Annotated in this window: 19 protein-coding genes; 13 read left to right on the forward strand and 6 right to left on the reverse strand. The window is 61.2% G+C overall.

Annotation, left to right across the window (positions count from 1 at the left end; genetic code table 11):
* Positions 1–696 precede the first annotated feature (696 nt).
* The 5 genes from groES (at position 697) to P6U30_RS06295 (ending at position 5456) form a co-directional block, all read left to right on the forward strand.
* On the forward strand, positions 697–1011 hold the full coding sequence (groES, locus tag P6U30_RS06275) for a co-chaperone GroES (protein WP_407150547.1): 315 nt from the start codon (positions 697–699) through the stop codon (positions 1009–1011).
* A gap of 47 nt (positions 1012–1058) precedes the next feature.
* Complete coding sequence (groL, locus tag P6U30_RS06280; RefSeq protein WP_407168615.1) at positions 1059–2684, forward strand: chaperonin GroEL; 1626 nt, start codon at positions 1059–1061, stop codon at positions 2682–2684.
* 958 nt (positions 2685–3642) lie between these two features.
* Positions 3643–4092, forward strand: a complete 450-nt coding sequence (locus P6U30_RS06285) for an Hsp20 family protein (RefSeq protein ID WP_407152434.1) — start codon at positions 3643–3645, stop codon at positions 4090–4092.
* A gap of 92 nt (positions 4093–4184) precedes the next feature.
* On the forward strand, positions 4185–4703 hold the full coding sequence (locus P6U30_RS06290) for a hypothetical protein (RefSeq protein ID WP_407168616.1): 519 nt from the start codon (positions 4185–4187) through the stop codon (positions 4701–4703).
* A 534-nt stretch (positions 4704–5237) separates the two neighbouring features.
* A complete protein-coding gene (locus P6U30_RS06295; RefSeq protein ID WP_407168617.1) occupies positions 5238–5456 on the forward strand; it encodes a Lar family restriction alleviation protein in 219 nt (72 codons plus the stop codon).
* Positions 5457–5720: 264 nt separating this feature from the next.
* Here the strand turns inward: P6U30_RS06295 and P6U30_RS06300 are convergent, their stop codons facing one another.
* The 4 genes from P6U30_RS06300 to P6U30_RS06315 form a co-directional block, all read right to left on the reverse strand.
* The gene (locus P6U30_RS06300) at positions 5721–6488 is read right to left on the reverse strand and encodes an SDR family NAD(P)-dependent oxidoreductase (protein ID WP_407168618.1); all 768 of its coding nucleotides are present in this window, start codon (positions 6486–6488) and stop codon (positions 5721–5723) included.
* 24 nt (positions 6489–6512) lie between these two features.
* Entirely contained in the window at positions 6513–6791 is a 279-nt protein-coding gene (locus P6U30_RS06305) for a hypothetical protein (RefSeq protein WP_407150556.1), read from the reverse strand.
* 116 nt (positions 6792–6907) lie between these two features.
* Positions 6908–7183 (reverse strand): hypothetical protein, encoded by a 276-nt coding sequence (locus P6U30_RS06310; protein ID WP_407168619.1) that lies wholly within the window; start codon positions 7181–7183, stop codon positions 6908–6910.
* Between the two features lie 1627 nt (positions 7184–8810).
* Entirely contained in the window at positions 8811–9395 is a 585-nt protein-coding gene (locus tag P6U30_RS06315; protein ID WP_407168620.1) for a LysE family translocator, read from the reverse strand.
* A 799-nt stretch (positions 9396–10194) separates the two neighbouring features.
* On the opposite strand from P6U30_RS06315, the gene P6U30_RS06320 reads away from it, so the two are divergent.
* The 8 genes from P6U30_RS06320 (at position 10195) to P6U30_RS06355 (ending at position 16589) form a co-directional block, all read left to right on the forward strand.
* A complete protein-coding gene (locus P6U30_RS06320; RefSeq protein WP_407170370.1) occupies positions 10195–11130 on the forward strand; it encodes an NADP-dependent oxidoreductase in 936 nt (311 codons plus the stop codon).
* A gap of 75 nt (positions 11131–11205) precedes the next feature.
* Positions 11206–11877, forward strand: a complete 672-nt coding sequence (locus tag P6U30_RS06325; protein WP_407168621.1) for an HD domain-containing protein — start codon at positions 11206–11208, stop codon at positions 11875–11877.
* Positions 11870–13099: an MFS transporter gene (locus P6U30_RS06330; RefSeq protein ID WP_407150562.1), complete on the forward strand. Its 1230-nt coding sequence runs from the start codon at positions 11870–11872 to the stop codon at positions 13097–13099. Before P6U30_RS06325 ends, P6U30_RS06330 begins: the two co-directional genes overlap by 8 nt.
* Before the next feature lie 188 nt (positions 13100–13287).
* Positions 13288–13710, forward strand: coding sequence for a cupin domain-containing protein (locus tag P6U30_RS06335; RefSeq protein WP_407152436.1), 423 nt, complete (start codon positions 13288–13290; stop codon positions 13708–13710).
* A gap of 221 nt (positions 13711–13931) precedes the next feature.
* Positions 13932–14906, forward strand: coding sequence for a GlxA family transcriptional regulator (locus tag P6U30_RS06340; RefSeq protein ID WP_407150563.1), 975 nt, complete (start codon positions 13932–13934; stop codon positions 14904–14906).
* A 180-nt stretch (positions 14907–15086) separates the two neighbouring features.
* On the forward strand, positions 15087–15728 hold the full coding sequence (locus tag P6U30_RS06345; protein ID WP_407150564.1) for an HD domain-containing protein: 642 nt from the start codon (positions 15087–15089) through the stop codon (positions 15726–15728).
* 72 nt (positions 15729–15800) lie between these two features.
* Complete coding sequence (locus P6U30_RS06350; RefSeq protein WP_407168622.1) at positions 15801–16025, forward strand: nitroreductase family protein; 225 nt, start codon at positions 15801–15803, stop codon at positions 16023–16025.
* Positions 16026–16049: 24 nt separating this feature from the next.
* Positions 16050–16589 (forward strand): DUF4863 family protein, encoded by a 540-nt coding sequence (locus tag P6U30_RS06355; RefSeq protein WP_407168623.1) that lies wholly within the window; start codon positions 16050–16052, stop codon positions 16587–16589.
* Positions 16590–16814: 225 nt separating this feature from the next.
* On the opposite strand, the gene P6U30_RS06360 is transcribed toward P6U30_RS06355, so the two are convergent.
* Positions 16815–17327: a cupin domain-containing protein gene (locus P6U30_RS06360; RefSeq protein ID WP_407168624.1), complete on the reverse strand. Its 513-nt coding sequence runs from the start codon at positions 17325–17327 to the stop codon at positions 16815–16817.
* A 13-nt stretch (positions 17328–17340) separates the two neighbouring features.
* Positions 17341–18216: an SDR family NAD(P)-dependent oxidoreductase gene (locus tag P6U30_RS06365; protein WP_407168625.1), complete on the reverse strand. Its 876-nt coding sequence runs from the start codon at positions 18214–18216 to the stop codon at positions 17341–17343.
* Positions 18217–18268 lie beyond the last annotated feature (52 nt).

Consider the following 18268-nt stretch of genomic DNA (forward strand, 5'->3'; position numbering starts at 1 on the left):
GCAAAGCTAAACTGATGAAATCTGCACCGGCTGCATGAGCAGCCGATGCAGATTTTGGGTGTTCTAACCTAGACTTTTTCTCCACTAGCGGAAGCACCTCAACCGTCACGCTTTCGCGTCCGTAGGCTTGCTCAACGAGAGCAGATGCACCTGTTGGTCAACCGGCGTAGGCCCAATCAGATTCCGCACCTGCGTCGCGCTCCGGATCAGGAGGTCGTTGGCCTTCACGATGATGTCGCCTTTGGGCGAGGCCCGCACGCTCGGCTGAAGAGCCTGAGCTGATCTCCTTGATTCTCGTCCTTCGAGGTGACCGGCGGCTGGGGCATCTTTGGCGCCATGCCTGTTGGGCCCGCTCAACGCGGCCCGTCGCAATCAGCTGATCATGGCTTTCTTTGGCATGTTGATGGGGCACGGCGAAGCCAATCCCGACGTTGCCGCCGCCCGGCGATGTGATCGCAGTAGCGACCGCGATATTATTTTCTCATTATATTACAATGAATTATATGGATGCGCGTCCGCTTAACTGGGTGGCTAGGGCCCGCCCTCAAGTCCGTCCGGCAGTCATTGGATGAGAGTGCCAAAATTTTTTGTTCCGGGTCTTGAAACCAAGTCCCTCTTCCCTAGGTGGAACTTTCGCCGGGAGCTCGTTATCGGCACCGGTCAAATGACATCGCTAGACTATTAAGGAGGATGTTCATGCATTTCCGTCCGTTGCACGACCGTGTGCTCGTGCGTCGCATCGATGCCGAGGAGAAGACCGCCGGCGGCATCATCATTCCCGACACCGCAAAAGAGAAGCCGCAAGAAGGCGAGATTATTGCCGCCGGCCCTGGCGCGCGGAATGAGCAAGGCCAACTGGTCCCGCTCGATGTGAGGGCTGGGGATCGGGTTCTGTTCGGCAAATGGTCGGGGACCGAGGTGAAAATTGACGGCCAGGATCTGCTGATCATGAAGGAGAGCGATTTGCTCGGCATCGTCGAGCACACAGGCAAGTTGAAGAAGGCGGCCTGACGCCGCCGGGAAGCTGACAGTCATCGAACAGAAAGGAGATTTAGAACATGGCTGCCAAGGACGTAAAATTTTCGACCGAGGCCCGCGAGCGCATGCTGCGGGGAGTGGACACACTGGCCAATGCGGTGAAAGTCACGCTCGGTCCCAAGGGACGCAACGTGGTGATCGAGAAATCATTCGGCGCGCCGCGCATCACCAAGGACGGCGTCACCGTTGCCAAGGAAATCGAGCTGGAGGACAAGTTCGAGAATATGGGCGCCCAGATGGTGCGCGAGGTCGCGTCCAAGACCAACGATCTCGCTGGCGACGGCACTACCACCGCGACCGTCCTGGCGCAGGCGATCGTCAAGGAAGGCACAAAGTCGGTCGCGGCCGGCATGAATCCGATGGATCTCAAGCGCGGCATCGATCTTGCGGTTGAGGCGATCGTCGGCGACCTGAAAGCGCACGCCAAGAAAGTCACTTCCAATGACGAGATTGCGCAGGTCGGGACGATCTCCGCGAACGGCGACACCGAAATCGGCCGTTTCCTCGCTGACGCCATGCAGAAAGTCGGCAACGAGGGCGTCATCACGGTCGAGGAAGCCAAGAGCCTCAACACTGAGCTCGAGGTCGTCGAAGGCATGCAGTTCGACCGCGGCTATGTCTCGCCATACTTCGTGACCAACGCCGAAAAGATGCGCGTCGAGCTCGAGGATCCCTACATTCTGATCCACGAGAAGAAGCTGTCCGGACTGCAGACTATGCTTCCGCTGCTGGAGGCGGTGGTGCAGACGGGCAAGCCGCTCCTGATCGTCGCAGAGGACGTCGAAGGCGAAGCCTTGGCAACGCTTGTCGTCAACCGGCTGCGCGGAGGACTGAAGGTCGCTGCCGTGAAGGCGCCGGGCTTTGGGGACCGGCGCAAGGCCATGCTCGAGGACATCGCCATTCTCACTGGCGGCACGGCGATTGCGGAGGACCTCGGCATCAAGCTCGAAAATGTAACCTTGAATATGCTCGGCCGCGCCAAGAAGGTGGTGATCGACAAGGAGAACACCACGATCGTCAACGGGGCTGGTGCCAAGAAGGACATCGAAGCCCGCGTCGCCCAGGTCAAGGCGCAGATCGAAGAAACGACGTCGGACTATGATCGCGAGAAATTGCAGGAGCGACTCGCAAAACTCGCCGGCGGCGTTGCGGTGATCCGCGTCGGCGGCGCCACCGAGGTCGAGGTCAAGGAGAAGAAGGATCGGGTTGACGATGCGCTCCACGCCACGCGCGCAGCAGTGGAGGAGGGAATCCTTCCCGGCGGCGGCGTCGCGCTACTCCGCGCGCTTAAGGCGCTTGATGGGGTCAAGACTGCCAATGCCGATCAGAAGGCAGGCGTCGACATCGTACGCCGCGCTATCCCGGTTCCTGCGCGGCAGATTGTCCAGAACGCTGGCGAAGACGGCTCACTGATAGTTGGTAAGCTCCTTGAGAATGGCAGTTACAACTGGGGCTTCAACGCTGCAACCGGCGAATACCAGGACCTGGTGAAGGCTGGTGTGATCGATCCTGCGAAAGTCGTTCGTACTGCCTTGCAGGACGCCGCCTCGGTCGCGTCTCTGCTGATCACCACGGAAGCGCTGGTCGCCGACAAACCCAAGAAGCCGGACGCTCACACTTCGGCCGCGCCGCCGATGGACTTCTGACAAGACTGCGCCCGGCCGCCTGACGGCCGGGTGCTCCCTCAAGTGCTGCACAAGGAGCCGACCAACACACAAGGGGAACTGAGACCACAATGAGCATGCAGATCGAAGCCGGGCTGCTCTGAACTGGTTCATGCTGGCCTCGAGCTTCGCAACCATCGCATGATTTCGAACGATAGGAGGATGAGATGATCAGAGATCACACCATTGACTCCGCTCGTGCGGGGAAGCACACAAATCGCATCTTCCGAAATCTCATGACAGCGTTGCTGGCGTCGGTCCTAACGCTACCCTCGCTGGCCGCATGGGGAATGGAGAGTTCACCGCAACAGGCAGCTACGAAACCCGGCGGCACCCTGACGCTGCCACCGATCCGTTATCTCGACGCGACACCCTGGATGAAATGGAGCGCTTCACGCCGACGATGAGGATCGATACGCTCGTGTCCCCGAGCGTTACGCCGTGGGGTGTCCTGCAAACTCCCCAGAATCGGGCAAAAGCCTCGCCGAACTTCAGCTGACCGATCCTGTTGGTGGCGCAATGCGGGCTGCGAAATGCGGCCGTCTCCGCCTGGTTGACCTGTCCGGACTGTGGACGATCCCATTCGAAGCTTCGTGATCGAAAGCGAACGGCGGGTCCCTTTCCCATTGCGGAGCGGCTTGAAGGTCCAAAACTGCCCACCGAAGACCATCGGCGGCTGACGCGCCTCCTCACCGAGGCTGAAGTCTGTCTGCAAGGCGTAGCTTCGCGAGCAATCCAAAATTAACCGAGAGAAGATCCTGACAAAATGTTTTGCGGAGGCTCTTGAAATCGACTTCGACTCTTCTATTTCGATTTTTGCCGCCTGCGGCGGTGCCGGTCGCCAGCTCTGGGTCCGGCAGACTGAACAGGGCGCCAGACAGGTGTCTTGCAACATGTCTTGCGCTTCTTCGTACCGTCTTGCTCTTACGAGGACCTGGCTATGAGGACTTACGATTTTGCTCCCTTGTGGCGCTCGACCATCGGCTTCGACCGTCTTTTCGATCTCCTCGACGAAACCCAGCATCGGACCGAGGACAACTACCCGCCCTATAACATCGAGCGACTTGGCGAAGATCGGTATCAGATCTCACTGGCACTGGCTGGTTTCAGTTCGGATGAGATCACGGTGACCGCCGAGCAGAACGTGCTGACGGTGGAAGGCCGCAAGGGCGATAAGGACCAGCACGAATATCTCTACCAGGGCATCTCAGCTCGCCCATTCAAGCGGCAGTTCAACCTTGCAGACTACGTCCAGGTGAAGAATGCGGCGCTCGACAAGGGCCTGCTTCGGATCGAACTTGTCCGCGAAATTCCGGAGGCCATGAAACCCCGGCGCATCGCGATCGGTGGTGGCGCTTCTAGCGCGCAAATCACGCAGAAGGCGGCCTAAGCCTCGAAGGCGGCGATGTCATTGTTGCCGCCTTTGTCCCCAGACTCATATCAACCCGTCTCTCGACGAAAGGAGTAGAAAGGAGACAAAGGATGAGCCAGGTCAATCGTACCATCAAGAATGTTGAGCCCTTCTTCCACCCGGTATCGCACTACAATTCACCCCACGATGTCTTGAACGATCCCAAACTCTCGACGGATGAGAAACGAGTGATCCTGTCGTCGTGGGCGTCCGATATGTACGTTGTCGAATCCTATCCGGCCTTGCGCGAAGTCCCCGGCATTCCGCACAGGTTGCGGCTGGACGATATTCTGGCGGCGCTGAAGCAGCTGGATGGTGAAGATAACCCGCCGCCACGCGGGGGATTGGCGATGCGGCAGCCTCGTTTCAGCAAGCTCGATTGCATTGCTCTCGACCAGGCGCAGCGTTCGATCGGTCAGCAAGCGACGACGAGACGGTATCGGTCAATGCAAGCCTCACGCACACAGAAGCATTCGCGGTGGACGCGCGAGACAAATGTGAGGCGATACCGCAAACTCCTAAACACGCAGCTGACGGACCTCGAACGCAACTTCATAGAGCGACGGCTCGCTGAAGAATTGCGAGGTTGAGCATTGTTAAGCTCTACTTTGGCAGCTGCGATGAAGAGAGAAAGGACTTCTCTCGTGAGCGATGTTAGTGGAGCGAAGCGCAGAACCGCAAATCAAGCCGGGAGGACGCGATGACTTCCGCCTCCTTGGCTCAGGTTAAGATGGGGACCGAAGCCCTCGCTCTCTGTATTGCAGGAGTTCTGTGCGAGCGGGATCCATCGCTTTTGGCCGCCTTCCGAGATAGAATGGAATTGCTCTATCACGTCCTGGACGATCGCGGAGAGCATGAAGCGGCGGCGATGGTTCTCGCGTTTGGGAGAGCTCTGGTTGACCCGGCTTTCAAGCGTTCCTCGAACTAGTGGATACAGCGTGCGAAGCGAGCAAATGACCGGCCTGCAGCGAAGCCGCTAATACGATGGAATAGTGTACCAGATTAATCATCAAACCTGGGAAGCCGTTAGAGATTGTATTGCGGCTTCCGATGCCGGCCCGATGATCAGCCAAGCATAGCCAGCGCCGACGGCGCCGTGGCTGCGAACTAGAACCAGCCTAGTGATGGCAGGAAAACCCGGAGAAAAGCCTGTTTCCGATCGAACCCCCGGTTTCGTCAGTTCCGGGACGTTGCAACCATGCCCTTTCTGCGCCTCATCGAATCTTTGGATCAGCAGTGACCTCGAGACGAAGTTCGTTGCCTGCAACAATTGCGCGGCGTTCGGCCCTACCGCGCCGACGATCACCTTGGCCACGGAGCGCTGGAATATCCGCAAAATCTGAGTGAGTTGTCCACTTCACCTCGGATGCGTAGGTACGCTGGCTCGAAGTAAGACGTCCGGAGAAGTGATCGGGCTGGGCGAGCGCCGGCCACATCCGTGCGGCCCACGGGCGACAGCAGAAGCTGCCCCGGAGGCCGTCGAGACGGCGGCCCGCAACATCGGAAAGGTCTGAAGACGGACCGGATCGAGATCACGCTGCTGTGCAATAGCTTCCAGCTCGAGATGAAACTGGATCCGGGCAGCGCCCTTCGCGTTACGGCGCTTGCTACTGCTGCGGCGGCTGTCCGTTCGACGCGGAGACGCCGCCGTCCACGGCGACGTTCGCGCCGGTCATGAAGCTGGCGTCGTCGCTCGCGAGAAAGGCGATGACCGCCGCGACTTCCCGTGGTTCGCAGACGCGCCCCAGCGGAATCCTCTCGGCGAACTTCGACAGCAGCTTCTTGTCTTCCATCATGTCGGCGGTCATGCCGGTGCGCGTCAGACTGGGGCAGACCGAATTTACGCGTACGCCTTTCTTTCCAAGATCCATCGCCAGTGCGCGCGTGAGATTGACGACGGCGCCCTTCGCGGCGTTATAGGGACTCATCGACCAATCGCCGCCAGTTCCGGAGACGGAGGCGGTGTTCACGATCGAGCCCTTAGTCTTCTCGAGATGGGGAATGGCGGCCCGGCAGCCGAAGAACACGCCATCGGAATCGGTCGCCATGACCTTCCGCCACTCCTCGTCCGTGATCTTGGACGGATCGCCGCCTTCATGGACGCCCGCATTGTTCACAAGCACGTCGAGTCGGCCGAAGCGCTTCACGGCTGATGCTACCATGCCGTCGACGGCCCGCGAGTCCGACACGTCCGCGACATGGGAGAGCGTGTGCTCGGGCGGGAGCTCTGCAGCGACCTTTTCGAGGGCCTCGCGTTGGCGGTCGACGAGCACGACATTCGCGCCTTCGGCCGAGAAACGACGTGCGGTCGCTTCGCCGATGCCTGATGCTGCTCCGGTGACGATGACGACCTTGTCTTCGAAGCGATCCTTCATGTCCGCAATCCTAATCGTCCTGGTTCAGATTTTCGGTATCTCGTCGAGTCCGAGCGTGCCGTCCACCTTCAATGCGGCACGCCCGAGCAGGGAAGCGAACTGAGTTTCGTCCATGTGTGGCGACTCCGATCGGGATGTGGTGCTCGGCGGCAGCGTCGACGGCCCCTGCGGCGGACCGACCTTGGTGGCGGGGCCGCTTGCCGAGCGGACTTGGCGCGCGCCTTCCTCGGCAAGTCTGCCGTCTCCTACGATTTCGGCGACGATCCGCTTGGTCGTCCCGACGAAGGTGTCTTTCGTGCTCACGTCGCAGTCTCCCAGGCTGGTCGGGAACAAACCGACGAGGCGCGTTGCCGTTCCTCAAGTGCGGTCCGACTGCCATCGGGCGTGACCTCGTTGCCTGCAGCGCTTTGTTCCGGGCACTACATCTTTTCCTTCAGACCCGTCTTCAGCAGCCACCGGTTGGCGGGATAGGAACCCAGGAAGCCGCCCTCGGCCTGGTGGCCGGGCGAACGATAGAGGGAAGCCCGGTGACAGCGGCGCGCGAACGCGAAACACCAAGCGCGCGAGATTATGAAGATCGCCAAAGGACTCGATATGGACGGTCGGCTGCTGGTTGAAGCCAACGACCCGATGCCCTCCGAGTTCGAGGTAGTGACGGCCAAATGGAAGGCGCGATCGACCACATCGTCGAGCACGGTTAGCTCATCCCTTTTTCGGGCGCAACGCCCTACCTCTTTAGGTGTAAGCCCGACTTTGGAGTGAGGTGCAACTTCCAGCTGGGAACGAATGTCCGCTTTTTGCACTTGTTATTCGATCTCTCATCCGCGCCGGTGCACCACCATGAATGCGCATAAGGCAGGCCCGCTGCCAACGCTCCAAACGCAGGAGAGTGGCCGCCGCTGTCCCAAGTGTGCGGGCTTTCTCCGTCTCGCACATTCCGTGCTGGATAGCACCAAAGGCGAGACAATACACATTCTCCGATGCGGCTGCGGCGCGATTGTATGGGACAATGGGGGAGTTGACCTGGTTAGGCAGCAGTGGCAGACGCGAATGCTACCGCCGACAAGCGGAGGACAGCCGCAGGCGAGCGGACCAAGCGATCAGTCCTCTAGATAAGCAGGCATGGCTAAAGCTGGCTGCGGATTGGCTCAGGCTCGCTGAGGACTTGAGGCGAGACGCGGGTACGTCCTTTTCTTTCCTCCCGCGACGAAGCCATTCACCCAGCTTCGAACTGGTCGGTGACAGTCCCGTCGAGATCGGCACGCGGTCCAGATGATCGCCAAGCTAACGATACGGATTCACCTGCGATGGATAAGGGGATTGAGTATCGAGGTCATCGACTCGCGGTGGTCGAGCAACCCCCGGCGGCGGCTCGTTGGTTGAGATCACGCGCCTGGCCGGGGAGCTGACAGTCCGGACATTGACTTACCAAACCAGTCAGGAAGCGCTGTCCGCGGCAAGAGCGAACGTCGACGGTCATCCCGAGGCCAAGAGGTGACTGAATTCGCACCTCGACAAACTAATGGCTGCCTTTTTCGATCTGGATGATCCTAGCGCCGCTCGATCCGCTTCCGGCTGCTGCCGACCTTCTTTACCGAGGCGGCTGACCTGATTGTCTAAGGTTCATAGCGGACTTCATAGTCCTAGCCGCCAGCGACAAGAGCGCGATCCTGTTCGCGTCCGCGGGCAGTCTGCTTCTTCGCCTTTGCCGTTCCTCCCTCCCTCTGATGAACGCGAACGCGCGGTAGGACCGACAGTTCCACGTCCCGGCTATCGCGCTGTCAGCATGAATGTGAGTCATAAAGAATAAGACCTCAGTGCGGGCGGCTGAAGCCTTGAAGTGGAGACCTACTCAAACTCCCGAAAAAACGGAGAACGTGCACACAGGTTCCCGTCAAGGATACTGCGACCATCGATCTCAATCGATCGATCAACATCCATTGAACGGAGTATGCTCAGGAAATCCCGTACGGCAGCGAGTTCACGCCAGCCAACGACAGGAACGGGAAGCCGCCGAGCGCTAACGCCAGCTCACGGAACGACCATCGCTTCTCGACGCACTGTTCAAGGCAATCGAGCGCCAGGGTGGCAAAATCAAGCAGAGCGACCGGCGCGAACTCTTTCCCTGCGCAATCTCCCTGAAATACCGCCAGCGGTTGGCGTCACGTTTTCTTCTTTGTTGCTCCTCGTACCGGCGGGCGTAAAGCGGCTCTCGCCCAAGCCTCACGAACTGCCCTATGAGGAGAAAGGCGTCTGACGCCACCGCGCTGGAGCCAGACTCGCGGCCAATAATCTTGATGTGAAGATGATAGATCGCTCGCTCTAAGTTAAGTAGCCCAGTGCGCCGATCGCGCTTTTGGAAAGCGCGGCGAGGCCCAGCCCTACGAGGATGAGACTGGCCACTTTGTTGCTCAGTTCGAGACGCCTCTTGCTTAGTCGCGAGCGTGCCGCGACGACGACGGTGGTCAGGACGGTCCACCACATGACTGATCCAAGAAACACACCAACCATAACGGATGGCACTGCGGCGATACCGGCCGAAGCATGCAGGACCGCGAAGAACAACACAATCGTGAGAGGATTGGCCATGCCCAGAACCAGAGCGCTCAGATAGGTATCCGCAAAACGAGATCGACCCCCCTCGGCCGTCGTCGGAAGTCTAACGTCATTCCGCCAGATCCTGATCGCGAACCAGATAAGACTGATGCCGGAGATGGCGCGGAGCAGAAAGACATTCGCAGCTATCCAGGGCTGGGTCAGCGCGCCCGGCCCCAGCACTATGAACGCACTGTATCCGAGGTGTACTGTCGCGGCTCCTAGTCCGGTGGCGAGGCCCCCCGCCATCCCACCGCCGAGTGTTCTCTGGATGCACAATACACCCATCGGACCAATCGGTGCTGCGACCATGGTCCCAGCCGGCCTTCATTTTGGCGGCTGGAACAGTCAGCGTTCGGCATCCCGATCGACCTGGGCACCAAACCACGCTCTATGTCATTGCGTGAGATGCTGGACCGCGGCGCCACGCCGCGCGCTGCCGTTTCCGCGCGGGATGACGGCGATTGACCAGTAGGCCGAAGCTGCGATGGGAAGACTCGTGAGTGCTTCCCGAACAGGGCGTACTCGATATTCGGAAACCCAAAGTGCGATGACGCGCCCTAAGCATCGTCCTCCGCGGTTATTCGGTTGCTTTCCGGCCCGCTCTACATCCGGCCACACGACGCTTCGGCAATCTGTCGTCCTGCGCCTTGATGGTTGACCACCTCCCGAAGATGCTTAGCGCCCTTGATGCTTTCGCAGCGCAGACCGCCAACGGCATTGAAATCTCCTCATCCCGCAGCTTCCGATCGCACCTTCGGATCGTGAGGATGAGCACCCGCTTTCACGTAACATCGCAGCAGCTCCGGCAGGGTGGAATCGGAATAGATCGAGAATCATCTGACAGCGAAACCGCTTCTACTGCCGCGAAGACTCCGACGGGTCTTGTCAGGAAACGACGTACGGCTGTCCTGATCCGCGGGATCGCGTTCGTTGTCCTGGACACGACCGGTTGCGATATATTGACGAGCGAGGCCTCGCCCTGGGATTGGCCGGCGAAGGCAACTTGAAGTCGTCGGCACAACCCGACGAACGAGCTGAGCGCAAGGAGAATGTGATGACTGCGAGCAGCACGGTTCCTCAGGCAAACGAAGAGCGAACTCATTCAACAATGATGGCCTGGCGCGTACACGAATTTGGATCGCCAGACGTTATGAAGTTCGAGCGCGTGCCGCGACCCGAGCCAGGTCCTGGCGAGGTCCTGGTCAAGGTTGAGGCCGCTGGAGTTGGCCCCTGGGATGGCTGGATCAGATCCGGCAAGAGCGCTTTGCCGCAACCGGTCCCCCTCACTTTGGGCTCGGATCTGTCCGGTGAAATCGTCGCGATGGGGTCCGGGGTTTGCGAACTGCGTGTGGGAGATCAGGTTTATGGTGTTACGAATCCGCAGTTTGTCGGGGCCTACGCCGAATACGCTCTAGCGTCCGCAGGCATGGTCTCGAACAAGCCGACCTCGTTAACCCACGTTGAAGCCTCGTCCGTTCCTGTCGTCGCCGTGACGGCATGGCAGGCGTTGTTTGATCGCGCCCAACTCAAAGCAGGTCAAACGGTGGTCATTCACGGCGCGGCCGGCAACGTTGGATCCTATGCTGTTCAACTGGCCCGTCACGCGGGTCTACAAACCATCGCAACCGCATCGACGGGCGATATTTCCGCTGTGCGTAAGTTTGGCGCAAACACGGTGATCGACTACCGGACGCAGCGCTTCGAGGAAGAAGTTCAGAACGCGGACGCTGTGATTGATCTGGTCGGCGGCGAAACCCAAAGCCACTCGTTCCGGGTCGTTCGTCGCGGCGGCAAGCTGATCTCGGCAGTGTCCCGTCCGGATCAGGATCTTGCAAAGCGCTACGGTGTTGAAGCCACCTTCTTCTTGGTCGACGTCACGAGCCAGTATCTGGCGAAGATCGCTCGCTTCATCGATGGTGGAAACCTGCGAACAAACGTCGGGGCAGTCTTGCCCCTCGCGGATGCGCGCGAGGCTCATTTGATGCTGGAACGCGTGCGGCCTCCGCCGAAAGGAAAGATCGTGCTCGACGTCGGAGCGAGTTGATCAGCATAATTTCGTCGTTGCGCTCGCGTGCAACGCGCAGCCAAGCCCCACAGCAATTCTTGAAAGGACGCAACAATGACAACCCGAAATCTCGCCCAGGCTCTCGTCATTCCCGATTCCTTGCTCGCGAAAGAGGCGACAGACATCCTGCGCGAACATTCCACCGATCTGCTGTTCAATCACTCGATCCGCGTCTACCTGTTCGCTGCTGAGCAGGGTCGTCAGAGGAATCTGCGCTTCGACTCCGAGCTCCTTTACGTTGCCGCCGCATTTCACGATCTCGGCCTGATCAAGAAGTTCTCGAGCCCAGACGAGCGCTTCGAGGTCGATGGCGCAAATGCCGCCCGGCAGTTTCTTTCTACCCACAACATTGCTGAAAATCAGGTACAGACCGTCTGGGAAGCAATTGCGCTGCATACCACCCCCGGCATCCCGAAGCATATGGGACCCGAAGTGGCGCTCCTCAACTCCGGTGTGCTCCTCGATGTCATCGGGGTGGGCTTCGATCAGTTTCCCGCGGACCTGCGCGAGGAAATCGTCGCCAAGTACCCGCGCACAAATTTCAAAGAAGGCTTCATTCAGGAGTATTTCGCCGGTTTTGCGCACAAGCCGGCGACGACGTATGGCACCGTCAACGCCGCCGTCTGCGAACGTTTCATCCCGGGGTTCAAGAGTCCCAACGCCTGCGACCTGATCGCTGCTTCGCCCTTCTCGGATACCCAGCACAGGGCTCACCATCATGACTAGGACCTATCCTGTGCTCCAGGAGCCCAATCTCGATCGCGCGCAGGCTACCGGCGCCGACTCGCTGGCCTCTCTCATTTGGCTAACCCTCGGCGCTTTTGCCATCGGCACCGAGGGGTTCATGATCGCCGGGCTGCTCCCGGCCCTGGCGCGAGATCTGAACGTCAGTCTGCCAGCCGCCGGTCATTTGGTTACCGCCTTCTCCCTCGCTTATGCCATCGGCGCGCCGGTCATGGCCGTGTTAACGGCCGGGCTGGAACGGCGTCGGCTGCTGGTCGTCGCCATGGGCGGCTTCGCCCTGGGTAACCTGCTCGCCGCGCTGGCGCCGGGCTATGCCGGGCTGTTGGCCGCGCGGCTCCTGTTGGCCCTGTCCGCAGCAAGCTTCATGCCGGCGGCCAGCGGATATGCCGCCGCATTGGGCGGTCCGGAGCGGCGTGGCCGCGCCCTGTCCACCATCACCACCGGGTTGACTCTGGCCATCATCGCCGGAGTGCCGCTGGGTGTACTGGTGGGGCAGGGCTTCGGCTGGCGCGCCACCTTTTTCGGTGTGGCGGGGCTGGCGGTGTTCTCGCTGTCAGGGATTCTCATCCGGCTGCCGCGCCAACGGCCCGGCGTCACGGCCGGCCTGGGTGAGCGCCTGGCGCTGGCTAAGCGTCGCGATATCCTGGGCGTGCTGGCGACGAGCGTGCTGACCGTGGCCGGCACTTTTACGGTCTACACTTATCTCAGTGTGTTCATAGCCGCCGTCGGCGGCCTTGGCCCGCAAGCGCTGGCACCGGTGCTGCTGGGCTTTGGCCTGGCCAGTGCGGTCGGCACCCAGCTCAGCGGCAGCGCGGCGGACCGTTGGGGCGCGCGCAGTGTCGTGATCGTTGGTGGATGGCTTGCCCTGCTGGCCTATCTTGCCTTCTCGCTCAGCGCGGCCCTCGAGCCGGCGCGGGCAATGCCCGTCCTGCTGCCGGCCATCCTGATTTGGGGGTTCGCCAGTTGGGGGCTGATAACGGCGCAGCAAGCGCGGCTGGTGACGTTGGCTCCGGCGCTGGCGCCGATCAGCCTCTCGATGAATTCATCGGCGATCTACCTCGGCAGCGCGATGGGTGCCGCGGCGGGCGCTGTGGTCATTGCCAATGGCGCGATGGAGCGGCTCGGCTGGGTGGCTGCGGGATTCGCTCTGGCAGCTCTATTATCGGTGCTGCTCAGCGGCAGCAGCACATCAGGCCGAAGGTAACGGCGGCGGCGATGGCTCACATCGGAAGCGTCACCATGACCATCAGCTCGGGTCTGCGTCCTGGTTTCAAACAGTTGCGTGAGCTCGTTAGAAGAGGAGGTGCGATGATGTCGATCAGTGGTTTTGCCTATCGGATTGGTGCTTTGTCCAACCCTCGAGGTATAGCGGCAAAGGCAGCGAGACGAGCAATGCGAACGGCCGCCGTCCCGCTGATAGCAGCAGCGATCGCCCTGGGAGCTTCGCCGGCGATCGCGCAGGACCGGGAGCAGGTGAAAGTCGCCTTCGCGCACGCACTGCCGAATGTCGAAGGAAAGAGGCTGGTTGCCGTGACGGTGACTTATCCTCCGGCAGCCAAATCGCTCGCTCATCACCACGCGGCGTCAGCATTTATCTACGCCTATGTGCTGTCCGGCGCCATCCGCAGCCAGGTCGGCGACGAACCCGCGAAGGTCTATCACGCAGGCGAAAGCTTTTACGAAATGCCCGGTTCACATCACAGGGTCAGTGAGAACGCGAGTGACAAGGAATCCGCCAGCTTGCTGGCGGTCTTCGTTGTGGATTCCAAGGACGAGCCCTTGACGACGCCAGACAAGGCGCCGGGATCGCAATAATGGCGACAAATTCGCCTGTTGTCGTGACGATTTTTTTTGGACCTGCATGGGCCGCCTGGTTGGCCGCTGGGAGAGCAAAATCGACCAATAGAAGTCCATAGCCCGCGGGGGGCCCCGAATGCACGGATGTTCGTTCTGTCGCCTCCCGGATTCACGCCAGGCCTTTTGCACCGTCCGGACTACCTGCATAATAAGGCTCCAGAGTGGAGAGGCAGTAGCAGGTGCCGGTACAAGCGGTCGCGATCGTCGTCGGTGAGGGGGTCCAGGCCCTGGACGTGGCGGGGCCGATGGATGTGTTCAGCGAGGCGAACACGTTTCTCGGCAGCGCGGATCGCTACGAAACCGTATTGGTTGCTGCTCACCGCGATCCGCTGCGCGCGTCGAACGGCATACGCTTGGTCGCCGACCTGACCTTCGATGAAGCGGCGGGCGGCTTCGACATCGTTCTGGTGGCCGGCACTCCGACGCCACCGCAAGCGGAGCCCGAGCCGCGCCTGCTTCAGTGGGTCAAGGAGCTGCCGTGGCGCTCGAGCGTTTATGGGTCGATCTGCACCGGGGCGTTCGTCCTTGGCTATGCCGGTCTCCTCGACGATCGGCGTGTCACAACCCATTGGCAGGATGCACAGGCGCTGGCGGCCAGGTTTCCGAGGGCAAAAGTCGAACCTGATCTGATCTATGTGCGCGATGGACGGCTGATCACCGCGGCCGGTGTGACTGCGGGGATAGATCTGGGCCTCGCACTCGTCGGGCAGCGGCACGGTGCCGAAACGGCGCTCAAAGTCGCCAAGCGGCTGGTCGTGGTTGCCCAGCGCCAGGGCGGACAGTCGCAGTTCAGTCCTTATCTCACAGCACCTGCCGATCCCGAGTCGCCGATCGCGCGCATCCAAGACCATGTCATGGCCAATATTGGGGATCGCCACACCCTGGAGTCGCTTGCCGCGGTCGCCGGCATGAGCGCCCGGAATCTGGCCCGACATTTCGTGCAGGCGACCGGGACCACGCCGCACGACTTCATCGAGCGCGCCAGGGTCGATGCGGCGCGCATGATGCTGGAAGGAAGCGACCGGCCGCTGAAGGCGGTTGCCTTCGATTGCGGCTTCGGGTCGGCGGACCGGATGAGGATCGTCTTCAGCACTCGTCTCGGCGTGACCCCTATCCAGTACCGCGCCAGCTTCCGACGAGCGGAAACGGAATAGATCGCGAGCTAAGACGAAAACGCCCTCTCCTGCTGGCGCGAAGGCGCCGGCGGGCCTTTTTGTCAGGAAACGACGTACGGCTGTCCTGATCCGCAGCATCCCGTTCGTTGTCCGGAGCAGGGCTTTATTGCCTAATACCGATTAGCAACCAACCCATGACTCAACCGAGGAGATTGCTCCATGTCCGAGATCATCGCCGGCATCCGCGTGCCTGACAGTGCCATCGCGCGCGCCGCCACGCAGCTTGTGCGCGATAGCGAAGACGACCTGCTCTACAACCACAGTCGCCGTGTCTTCCTTTGGGGCGCGCTCACTGGCGAGCGCCGGGGGCTGAAATACGACCCGGAGCTGCTTTACCTCGGCGCCATGTTCCACGACATGGGTCTCACCGAGAAATATTCGAGCCCCGATCTGCGCTTCGAGGTCGACGGCGCCAATGCCGCCCGCAACTTCATGAAAAGCTACGGCGTGCCCGAGCGTGACATCGAGGACGTCTGGACCGCGATCGCGCTCCACACCACGCCCGGAATCCCCGAGCATATGCGCCCGACCATCGCGCTGGTGACCGCCGGTGTGGAAATGGACGTGCTCGGCATCGCCTATCACGACTTCACGCATGAACAGCGTGATCATGTCTGCGTTCATCATCCGCGCGAGGCAAACTTCAAGGAGAATATCATCGATCACTTCGCCAACGGCATCATCAAGAAGCCGCTGACGACGTTCGGAAACGTGAAGGCCGATGTCCTGGCGCTGAAGGACATGAACTATGTCCGTCAGAACTTCTGCTCGATCATCCTTGGCTCCGCCTGGCCGCACTAGTCGCTCTTTGCCATAGAACGAAGTCGAGATGGGCATTAACAATGCGGCGATATCCGGTCCCTCGGAATGTTAGTGCAGAACGTGATGCTCGCGGCGGCGCGAGGCGGGCTTCAGCCCTGTCCGCAGGAGACGTTTGCGAAATATCACCGGATCTTGCGCCGCCTGCTGTCGATACCGGAAGAGCAGATGGTGGTGTGCGGCGTCTCCGTCGGGAAGGCCATGGTCGAGGGACAGGAAACATTAATGCCACGGGCGGACATTGATGCGTTCGCCACGTTTCAGGGATTTGAAGTGTAAGACTTCGTCGAAGAGGAGACCACCATGGGAAGCCGGGAAGAACTCATCCAGCGTAGCATTCCGTTCCTCCGGGAGATCAAGGACATGACCCCCGGCGCCGAGATGGAGCGTTGGCTCAACGCAACTTATGGGGAAGACAGCGCCCTTTATCGCGATCTCGCCCGCTTGATCAAGGCCGGGGTCGAGGAGGGATGGGCGGCAAACCAGGAGGTGGACGGCCCGAATTACCGGCGCAGCCGCATCCTGGAGCCGACGGCTGAAACCTTCCAGTTCAGCATCACCGCCGTCTACATGAATAGCGCCGATCCTCGCCGCTTCAAGGACGAGGACGATCACGAAGTGCTGCGCGGCCAGTATCACGGTCATCCCTATGGCGAACTCAACCTCGTGGTACCCCTGAACGAGGGCGCGGAGTTGAAGGGGTTGCAGGGATGGCAAGGACCGGGCTGGACGGCGCCGGACCCCGGCAGCAGGCACTATCCCGAGGTCAGGGGCGGCGCGGTCATTGCGCTGTTCTATCTGCCGGCCGGGCGCATCTCCTACGATTTCAAGGCGCCCGTTTGATCGGTAACCGAACTCCGAGGTGGCTCGATACGATGGCTCCTCCGCTTTGGAGCAAAGAACATGGCGGCCGACACAGCTGTCCGGCGGAAGGCGGTGCAACTCTCGTCACCGCACGGAGCTCGGGTCCGGATTGTCGTCCACAGTCTCGACGTCAGATCCGCAGGGCGACTGCGAGACCGAGTTCTTTGGCCCCCTTGGCCAGCAGAAGCCGGCCGGTCCGTCGAACTATGGCTCGAGAAGGCTGGTCAATTCAGCTCCCTCATCAGCGACAAAGACGGCTATGAGTTCGGCCGGTTCGGTGTTGCTTGCGTTGGCGGAGACGAGATGCGTCGCGCCGGGCGGTTCAAAGAACGATTGCCCTACCTCGAACGTCTCCAGCGGGCCGCCGCTCAGCTGTGAGCGGACCTGCCCTTTGGTGATGTAGGCGGTCACCGAGCCGCCGTGGCGGTGCGGCGGCGTGAAGCCGCCTGGCCCGTAACTGACGCGCACCACCGTGACGCGCTTGTCCGGTACATTCGGCAGCGCGTGCGAGGAAATCACCTCGACCTTGTTGAGCGACGTGCCCGACGAAGACATCTCGGCGCACAGCGACGCCGGGAATGCTGTTGTCGCGCTCATCGCCAGCGCAAGGGTCTTGGCGATCCCGACCGCGCAGGCGAAGCCGGTGACGACGGCCAGTGACAGCGGCTGCCAGTCGCGCTCCGCGAACGGTGCCAGGGCTGCGATTGCGGTCCGCATGGGTTTCTCCCCCTCAGGTCGCGACGTTTGGCTTGAACAGGGACAGCGGCGCGGGATCGCGGCTTGGCGGCGGCGGCACCCTTCCGTCGACATCGGTGAAGCCGTATTCGGCCGCCAACTCCGAGGCGAGCAGGATCTGGCCGCTTTTGGCCATCACGCCGGGATCGGCGGCGAGCGCGGCGACCGCCCGCCCGGCGAACACCGGCGTCTCGCCGCGTTCGGCAATCAGTTTGGCGAGCGCCGGCGGCACGCGGTCGGGCTGCGCCGCAAGCTTCTCGCTCTTGATGTAGCCGGGCCAGATCGAGACCGCAGCGATGCCGAACGGCTTCAGCTCATGCGCCATGTCGCGTGCCATCCGGTCGACGCCCGATTTCTGCACGCCGAACGGAACGTTGAACGTGTAGCGGACGCCGCCGCCCGAGGACGTATTGACGATCAGGCCGCGCTGCTGCGGCAGCATCAGCGGCACGGCGAACTGGCCGGCGACGAAATGCGAGCGCAGGCCGACGCGATGCATGGTGTCCCATAGCGAGGTCGGGATCTGCCAGAATGGGACATTCACCGGCATCACGTTCGGCGCCGCGAACACGTTGTTGACGAGGATGTCGAGGCGGCCGTGGTCGCGCCGGATCAGGTCGAAGACTTCCTGCACCGAGCCGTCGTCGGAGTGATCGCACAAAAGGCCGATGCCGCGGCCGCCGGCCTCGTCGATCGCGGCGATGGTCTCGTCGAGCGAGCCCGGCCATTCCGATCCGCCGCTGTTGCGCGTCCGTGCCGTGACGATCACGGTCGCGCCGGCCTCGGCAAGGCCGATCGCAACGCCCTTACCGACCCCGCGGCTCCCTCCCGTCACCAACGCGATGCGATCCTTGAGCAGTCCCTTGATCATGCGATTCCCCGATATGGCTTCTTTGGAAGATAACTTGACAATAATCTTCCTA

Source organism: Bradyrhizobium sp. ORS 111 (assembly GCF_045571485.1).
Classification (GTDB): Bacteria; Pseudomonadota; Alphaproteobacteria; order Rhizobiales; family Xanthobacteraceae; genus Bradyrhizobium.